The organism is Pseudoalteromonas sp. SR43-5, from assembly GCF_014163835.1.
Taxonomy (GTDB): domain Bacteria; phylum Pseudomonadota; class Gammaproteobacteria; order Enterobacterales; family Alteromonadaceae; genus Pseudoalteromonas; species Pseudoalteromonas distincta.
Genome location: NZ_JACJEA010000029.1, coordinates 48,130 through 56,127, shown reverse-complemented (window position 1 = coordinate 56,127; position 7,998 = coordinate 48,130). Strand labels below are relative to the sequence as shown.

Below are 7,998 nucleotides of genomic sequence, written 5' to 3'. Positions count from 1 at the left end.
CGGTAGAGATGTTTTCTCTACCGCCTTTTTATTTGTCCTGTTACAATACCCACCGTTTAAAATTAGCGATTAATTAGCTAAGGCGCTTTTAAATGAGAAACCCAACCTCTATAGCGCAAACTGAATTCTTCTGGCTAGGCCAGCACTGCGATGCCCATTAATTTGCGCTTCGCTCAAAACCTCTTAAGTGAGATGATCAAGATATGAGTAGAACTAAAAAGTCACGCAAAAGCCCAGCAAACGGACCTGTTCGTTTAAGCCAAGATAAGCTTAAAGAAATGCGCGCATTAAAAGAGCAGCGAGTTAAAAAAACCAAAGGCGCAAAGCCCGGTTCTCGTAATGCGCCAGATTTACTAGATAGCGAAAGCCAAAATAGTAATCACGCGCCTAAAGATAAGCGTGTAGGCAGTAAAAAGCCTGTGCCGTTAATCGCAACCGCGCCAGAGCCTAAAGTTGAAATGAAACGCAACTTAAAGCCAACTATTGAGCTGAAAAAAGTAATCGAACCTGAATTTACACCTGAACAAGAGCTAGAAGCACTTGAGAATGATGAACGTTTACTTAAATTAGTAGAGCGTCATGAAAAAGGTGAAATGCTAACAGGTAAAGATGCTAAGTACTTTAATAGTCGCATTGCCCGTCATCAGGCGTTATGTGAAATTCTTGGTATTGAAGATGAGGACGAAGACGAGTTTGAAGATGACCTTGAAAGCCAAGGCAATTCTGATTTCGATCAATACTTATCTGATGATTTAGCCAACGAATGGTTAGATGAAGACGACAAATAGTAAGGATAAATAATGAGTACCTCGGTAATTTTAGCCTTACTTTTAGGCGCTGCTATCATAGCTGGTTTGGCATTTTATGCGGGTCAGTTGCTGTATAAGTTAAATGCGCAAAAAAAGTTAATTGCTAAAACGCAGGCTGAACAAAAGCAAAAGCTTGAAAAGTCGCGTTTAAAGCGAAACGCAAAACTAGCCGATAGTATTCATTTAATCGCACGTGCAATGAATGAAGAGCAGTGTGAGTTTTCTGAAGGCTGTTTACGTATTTGGGTACTTATGTCTCAGTATGCCTTTGAAAGCGAGCGTGATTTAACGACGCAGTATCCTGGTATTTATAAAATGTATCAGGTAGTTAAAGAAATGCCGACGCACGATGCACGTAAAAAATACTCTAAAAAAGAGATTTTTAAGCTAGATAAGGCTCGCTGGCAAGCTGAAAAAACACTTAAAGATGAAGTTAAAGCGGATTGCGCTAAAATTATTATCGAGTTTAAAGCCGCTCCAGGTAGCGATAAAGTCGTTTTTAATTAAAGCTACAACTTAAATACAAAAAGCAGACCTAGGTCTGCTTTTTTTGTGCCGATGTATTTATTATCCAGAGTTCAGGCTAAATCACCCTTGAAAAGCGCGTTGCGTTAATTTGTTTTTGTAAGTGAGCATCGAAGCACATACAAATAATACGAATGAATAAGTTCCCGCTTGGTGTTACGCTAATTTTATTATCAATTATAGTGACTAGTTCATCTTTTATAAGTGGCGCCAGCGCTACTAATGCATCCTCAAAGTAGTCATTAAATATAAGCGCGTGTTTTTCACTAAAGTCTTGTATATCTAATTCAAATTGGCAAATGAGCTGTTTAATTGCATCAGCACGAATTACATCATCATGTGTTAAGTGCATTCCTTTATTAAGAGCACTACCGCTTTGTGTTTCTACGTTGTGGTAATAATGTTTTAATTCTTTTTGATCTTGTAAAATGGCGGTGCCAACTTGTGAAATTGATGACACGCCTAAACCTAATAAATCACAATTTCCATGGGTTGTATAACCTTGAAAGTTACGATGTAACTTGCCTTCATTTTGCGCAACAGCTAGTTCATTATCAGTTTTTGCAAAATGGTCCATACCAATAAATTGATAGCCTGCTTGCGTCATCTGCTCCAGCGTATTTTTAAACATGGTGAGCTTATTATGAGCACTGGGTAAATCTGCATCTTTAATCTTACGCTGTGCAGCAAAGCGCTCTGGTAAATGCGCGTAGTTAAACACTGATACTCTGTCAGGGCTTAACTCAATAAGTTGCTCTATAGTTTTCTTAAAGCTCTCTGGCGTTTGCAGAGGTAGCCCGTAAATCATATCTGCATTAATAGATTGAAATCCTAGCTCGCGAGCTTGTGTAATTAATTGCTTAACGGTATCTGCATTTTGCGGGCGATTAACAGCAAGTTGCACGTCGTCGTTAAAGTCTTGAATCCCAAACGAGACACGGTTAAAGCCAAGCATTCTTAAATCAACAAGCATATTATCGGCAAGTGAGCGTGGGTCTATTTCAATACCGCGCTCTGTTGTGCGTGTAAAATTAAAGTGCTGTTCTAAAAGCTTAATTAAACGGGTCATTTGTTTTGCGGTTAAAAAGGTGGGAGTACCGCCACCTAAATGCAATTGCTCAACCGTGTAGCTTTTAAATAAAGGCGCTTGGGCAGTAATTTCTTTTGCTAAAAAGTCGAGATACGTATCTGCCTTAGATTGATGACGGGTAATTATTTTATTACAGCCACAGTAGTAGCAAAGCTGACTACAAAACGGGATGTGAATATATAAAGAAAGAGAGCGACTTGTTGACGATTCTATAGCGCTTAGTAGGTCTTGTTGCTGATATCCGTCACGCAGTGATAAAGCCGTGGGATAAGAGGTATAACGCGGACCAGACACATTATATTTGTTTATTAGGGTTTCATCCCATTGTGGAAGTTTAATCATCACGCACACCTAAGTATTTATTTATTGGGGATTATAAAAAAGTACTCAGGAAGGCGGTTTGATCTATAACAAAAAAGGTGCCGAAGCACCTTTTTTAATAAAATATAACTTAATACGACCTAATTAATACGTAATAGTATGAGCATCTTTAAGGTATTGAAATAATTCTTTATAACCTTTACCTGGCTTTTCAGCTTTCGCTTCTTTTGCCGCATTACGAACTAATTGGCGCATTTGTTGACGATCAAGAGACGGAAACTGCTCAATAGTCTCATTGATAAGGTCATCACCTTGTTCAATTAAATCTGAACGTAATTGCTCAATTTTTTTGACCAATACTTCAGCTTGGTTATTTTTATTAAGCATCACATCGATAATCGCTTTAATATCATCAATGTTTTCTACAGTACGCAGTGTTTTAGCGATGTAATTTAAGTGGCGGCGGTACGCGTCGCTTTTGTTACTTATTTTATCAGCAACAACCATCGCTTCTTTTAAATCGTCATTTAATGGCAGGCGTTCGCGCTGTTTTTTACCCATTTTGGCAATTTCAGTACCTAACTGATGAAACTCTTGCGCTTCGCGTTTAAGCTCCGTTCTTGATACATATTCAATTTCTTCTTCAATTTCAGCAGGCTTGCCTTTTTTCTTTGCCATGGGGTGCTCTTAAATAAAAATAACTTTTGCCATTATACATGAATATGATACTTAGGAATATTAGCTGATGTGATGCATTGAGTGTGTTAGCATTTAAATATAAGAAATGCGTGCATTATGCCTCTAAGGCTCAGGACTTAATTTATGAAAAGCCAACAAAACGATCCAATTTATTCTCAAATATCGCAAGTTAAAGATGCGGTAGCAGAAGTACTCGAACATGCTAAAAAATTAGGCGCTACAGCTGCAGAAGCTGCGATGTCTAGCACGTCTGGTTTATCGGTTAGTACACGAATGGGTGAAGTAGAAACCATTGAGTTCAACCAAGACGGCGGCTTAGGCATTAGTGTATATGTTGGTAATAATAAAGGCTCGGCGTCAACTGCTGACTTAAATCCAAAAACATTGCGCACGGTAGTCGAAAAAGCGATTGATATAGCCAAATTTACATCTGATGATCCATTTAACGGCGTTGCTGATAAAGAGTTACTTGAATTTAATCCTAAAGATTTAGATTTATATCATCCTTGGGATGTAAGTCCTGAGGAAGGCATTGAGCTTTGTCATGCTGCTGAGCAAGCTGCATTAAATGCGGATGAGCGTATTGTTAACTCTGATGGTGCGAGTTTTTCATCGCATCAGGGATTACGTGTTTATGGTAACAGCCACGGTTTAATTGCAGGTTTTCCGCGCACTCGTCATAGTATTAGTACTATGGTAATAGGTAAAGATGGCGAACACATGCAGCGCGACTCTGCTTATACAGTTGCTCGCGATCAGGCTGGTTTAAATGATGCTGCGGCAGTGGGTCTTGAAGCGGCAGCTGAAACCTTAGCTAAATTAAACAGCCAAAAGTTAGGCACAATGAAAGTGCCTGTTATTTTTAGAGCAGATATTGCAAATTCATTGTTTGGTCACTTGGTGTCGGCAATTGGTGGTGGCGCGCTTTATCGTAAATCAAGTTTTTTACTTGATAGCTTAGGCACTCAGGTATTTAGTAATTGTGTGAATATTGCTGAGCGCCCACATATTTTAAAAGGGTTGGCATCGTCACCGTTTGATAGCGAAGGTGTTAAAACATTCGATAGAGAAATAATTCAAGGCGGCGAGTTACAAACTTATTTATTAGCAAGTTATGCTGCGCGTAAAATGAACATGATGCCAACAGGACATGCTGGCGGTATACATAACTGGCTCGTTGAGCAAACTCATAACGATTTAACTGCACTATTAAAAACCATGGGTACTGGCTTATTAGTTACAGAGCTAATGGGGCAGGGCGTAAATACCGTAACGGGTGACTACTCTCGTGGTGCTGCAGGTTTTTGGGTTGAAAATGGTGAAATTCAATATCCGGTAAGTGAAATTACTATTGCTGGTAATTTAAAAGACATGTTTAAAGGTATTTCTGCCATTGGTGGTGATATAGAACGCCGTGGTGGTATTCAAACAGGCTCAGTACTAATAGAGCAAATGCAAATAGCCGGCGCGTAGTATTAATACGCAGTGTATACTTAGACCCAGAGTATTATCTCTGGGTCTAAGTGAGTTTTTACGAGGTGTAAAATGGCTAAAGATAGATATGCACCAAAACCGCTAACCGATATTATGGCGGGGTTAAATAATCGTTTATCGGCTTATGCAGGCAAAAGCCAAGCACTTGATACACAGCAAACCTTATTAAAAGATTTTTTAGGCCCTAAATTAGGTGATAAATGCCGAGTTAGTAATTACCGAGACGGCACGCTAATGATAGAGGCTGTGTCTGCGCCTATCGCGCTTAGGCTTAATTATTTAAAAATGGATATGCTTTCACACTTTAGAGCAGCTGGAATGGCAGAGCTCGGGCAAATAAAAATAACTGCAAATCCTCAAGCAACTCAGCGATTAAGTACCGCGAATAAATCGGGTAGCCCTACAGTTACCAACTCTCGGAAAATGAGTGAGCAAACCGCTAATTACTTAAATGCGATTGCGGCTTCTGCCCCCCCTTCATTAAAAGAAAAACTAGAGCGTTTAGCGCTCCACGGGAAGAATAAAAGTTAGCCTTAGCCACCCACTATATTGTTATTGGTAGGGCTATTTTTGCAGCTCACCGCATTCAAAATACTTTGTTACATATTCCATTTTATTGTTGGTCTAATGAGGTTTATGATACTGCGTGGTGTGCTTTATTATTTAAAGCTCCCTTGATACCCATTCCATTAAGTAAAAGCGTACAGGCAGTGCTATTTTTACTCCTGCTATATTCAAGAATTTAATGGAGTTGGTATGTGATACCAACCTGCATAAATCTTTGATCAATTTAACGAATTAAATTGCACTATAACGTCGTTAAAAATTTTTTATTTAGAACAACTAGATACAAAAACTTTTGCCTAGTTCTAGCGTAATTTTCTTAACGTTAATTAGACCCCATACATAAGCAGATTGGTATGATTTAATTCTAACTAACAAACGGAATCATTATGAATAAAGTAACAATGGCCGCTGCGAGCATAGCGCTTGCACTTGGTCTAGTAGGTTGTGGTGAAAAACAACAAGAAGCTAAAGTAACCGATACTCCTGTAGTAACAGCACCCGCTGAAAAGCCACTAGAGCTTGGTATTGAACTAGCGAATATGGATAGTTCAGTACGCGCACAAGACGATTTTTATTATCATGTAAATGGACAGTGGTTAGCAAAAACTGAAATACCAGGTGATAAGTCTAACTACGGTTCTTTTTCGCAGCTATATGATGAGTCACAAAAAGCGATGAAAATTGCCCTTGAAAACGCAGCCGCGAATAAGGCCGCTAAAAAAGGCAGTGATGAGTATAAAATTGGCGCATTTTATAAAAGCTACATGAATCAATCTGCGCGTAATGAGCTAGGTATTACGCCATTACAACCGTCATTAGATACGATTGATAGCGTTAAATCTAAAGCTGACTTAGTGGGTTTAATGGCTAAAATTCAAAAACAAGGCGGTACTTTACCGTTTGGTTGGTTTGTAAATAACGATGCTAAAAACTCGAGCGAGTATGCATTGTATTTATCTCAGTCGGGTCTTGGTTTACCAGATCGTGATTATTACTTAAATGATGACGAAAAATTCACTAAAATTCGTGCTTCTTACGAGCAATACATCACAGATGTTTTAGCAAAATCAGGCGTTAAAAATGCAGCAGAAGCTGCCAAGAGCGTACTTGCATTTGAAAATACACTAGCTGATGCTCAGTGGAGCCGTGTGCAAAGCCGTGATGCAACTAAATCTTATAACAAGATGACAGTAGCAGACGCAAGCAAGTTGATGGGCGACCTTGATTTAGCTGCATTCTTTAAAGATGCAGGTGTGAGTGCAAGTGATATTATTGTACGTCAACCAAGCTACTTAGAAGCACTTGCTACTATTTATAAAGATACTGATTTAGCGACGTGGAAAAACTACTTAAAATTTCATTTTGTAAGTGGTTATGCAGAGCTACTTAGCGAAGATTTAGTTAACCTTAACTTTGACTTTTACAGCACAACACTTCGTGGCGTAGAAGAACAAGCACCTCTTTGGAAGCAAGCGGTTGATGCATCTAACAGTGTACTTGGTGAAATTTTAGGTAAGGTATACGTTAAAGATAACTTCCCGCCAGAAGCTAAAGCACGCATGGAGGAGTTAGTTGATAACGTAATTAAAGGTTATGGCGTTGCTATCGAAAATCTTGAGTGGATGAGCCCTGAAACAAAACTTGCAGCGAAAGAAAAATTAGACAAATTTACGCCTAAGATTGGTTACCCAGACACGTGGAAAGATTACTCAGAGCTAGAGATTAACTCAGACGAGCTAGTAGGTAATTACATTCGTTATAGCGAATGGGCATACGCAGATATGATTGCTAAATTGGGTAAACCTGTTGATCGCTCTGAGTGGCACATGACTCCGCAAACGGTAAATGCGTATTACAACCCAGTAAACAATGAAATTGTATTTCCAGCCGCTATATTACAACCACCATTCTTTAATTTAGAAGCGGATGATGCTGTAAACTACGGCGCAATTGGCGCGGTAATTGGGCATGAGCTTGGCCACGGTTTTGACGACCAAGGTGCTAAATACGACGGTGACGGTAACTTACGTAACTGGTGGAGTGAGACTGACCTTAAGCAATTTGAAGAGCGTACAGCGGCTTTAGTTGCACAGTATAACGAATATAAACCATTTGAAGATGCAAGTGTTAATGGTGAGCTAACGCTTGGCGAAAACATTGGTGACTTAGGTGGTTTAACCGTTGCGCATAAAGCGTATATGCTATCTTTAGGTGATAAAAAAGCACCCGTGATAGATGGTTACACAGGCGATCAACGCTTCTTTATGGGTTGGTCACAAATCTGGCGTCGTAACTACCGCGATGAAGAGTTACGTAATCGTTTATTAACAGACCCTCATTCACCAAGCCACTACCGTGTAATCGGTATCTTGTCGAACATGCCTGAGTTTTACGAAGCGTTTGACGTAAAAGAAGGTGATAAAATGTATATCAAACCAGAAGATCGCGTAAAAATCTGGTAATTGCATTGCTATCAATAACAAAAAAACCAGT

At 39.3% G+C, this 7,998-nt stretch carries 7 protein-coding genes; 5 read left to right on the top strand and 2 right to left on the bottom strand.

From position 1 onward, the window contains the following. The first annotated feature begins 203 nt into the window (after positions 1-203). Together yihI and H5090_RS16075 are read left to right on the top strand one after the other, a co-directional pair. The gene (gene yihI, locus H5090_RS16080) at positions 204-788 is read left to right on the top strand and encodes a Der GTPase-activating protein YihI (RefSeq protein ID WP_002959924.1); all 585 of its coding nucleotides are present in this window, start codon (positions 204-206) and stop codon (positions 786-788) included. Positions 789-800: 12 nt separating this feature from the next. Then, complete coding sequence (locus tag H5090_RS16075) at positions 801-1,316, top strand: DUF2489 domain-containing protein (RefSeq protein ID WP_002959926.1); 516 nt, start codon at positions 801-803, stop codon at positions 1,314-1,316. Between the two features lie 76 nt (positions 1,317-1,392). On the opposite strand, the gene hemN is transcribed toward H5090_RS16075, so the two are convergent. Next, positions 1,393-2,766, bottom strand: a complete 1,374-nt coding sequence (gene hemN, locus H5090_RS16070; protein ID WP_182696202.1) for an oxygen-independent coproporphyrinogen III oxidase — start codon at positions 2,764-2,766, stop codon at positions 1,393-1,395. Positions 2,767-2,889: 123 nt separating this feature from the next. Continuing rightward, positions 2,890-3,423 carry a ribosome biogenesis factor YjgA gene (gene yjgA / locus H5090_RS16065; RefSeq protein WP_002959930.1) on the bottom strand — a complete coding sequence of 178 codons (534 nt, stop codon included), beginning with the start codon at positions 3,421-3,423 and terminating at the stop codon, positions 2,890-2,892. Positions 3,424-3,567: 144 nt separating this feature from the next. On the opposite strand from yjgA, the gene pmbA reads away from it, so the two are divergent. From pmbA to H5090_RS16050, 3 genes are all read left to right on the top strand, one after another. Next, positions 3,568-4,917: a metalloprotease PmbA gene (gene pmbA / locus H5090_RS16060; protein ID WP_165723708.1), complete on the top strand. Its 1,350-nt coding sequence runs from the start codon at positions 3,568-3,570 to the stop codon at positions 4,915-4,917. A gap of 72 nt (positions 4,918-4,989) precedes the next feature. Beyond that, entirely contained in the window at positions 4,990-5,469 is a 480-nt protein-coding gene (locus H5090_RS16055; RefSeq protein WP_002959934.1) for a DUF721 domain-containing protein, read from the top strand. Between the two features lie 422 nt (positions 5,470-5,891). Next, positions 5,892-7,967 carry a M13 family metallopeptidase gene (locus H5090_RS16050; RefSeq protein WP_182696201.1) on the top strand — a complete coding sequence of 692 codons (2,076 nt, stop codon included), beginning with the start codon at positions 5,892-5,894 and terminating at the stop codon, positions 7,965-7,967. Positions 7,968-7,998 lie beyond the last annotated feature (31 nt).

What these genes read in the sequence shown, in the direction of transcription:
- yihI (WP_002959924.1), top strand. Translation starts at nt 204, where the DNA reads ATGAGTAGAACTAAAAAGTCACGCAAAAGCCCAGCAAACGGACCTGTT.
- H5090_RS16075 (WP_002959926.1), top strand. Translation starts at nt 801, where the DNA reads ATGAGTACCTCGGTAATTTTAGCCTTACTTTTAGGCGCTGCTATCATA.
- hemN (WP_182696202.1), bottom strand. Translation starts at nt 2,766, where the DNA reads ATGATTAAACTTCCACAATGGGATGAAACCCTAATAAACAAATATAAT.
- yjgA (WP_002959930.1), bottom strand. Translation starts at nt 3,423, where the DNA reads ATGGCAAAGAAAAAAGGCAAGCCTGCTGAAATTGAAGAAGAAATTGAA.
- pmbA (WP_165723708.1), top strand. Translation starts at nt 3,568, where the DNA reads ATGAAAAGCCAACAAAACGATCCAATTTATTCTCAAATATCGCAAGTT.
- H5090_RS16055 (WP_002959934.1), top strand. Translation starts at nt 4,990, where the DNA reads ATGGCTAAAGATAGATATGCACCAAAACCGCTAACCGATATTATGGCG.
- H5090_RS16050 (WP_182696201.1), top strand. Translation starts at nt 5,892, where the DNA reads ATGAATAAAGTAACAATGGCCGCTGCGAGCATAGCGCTTGCACTTGGT.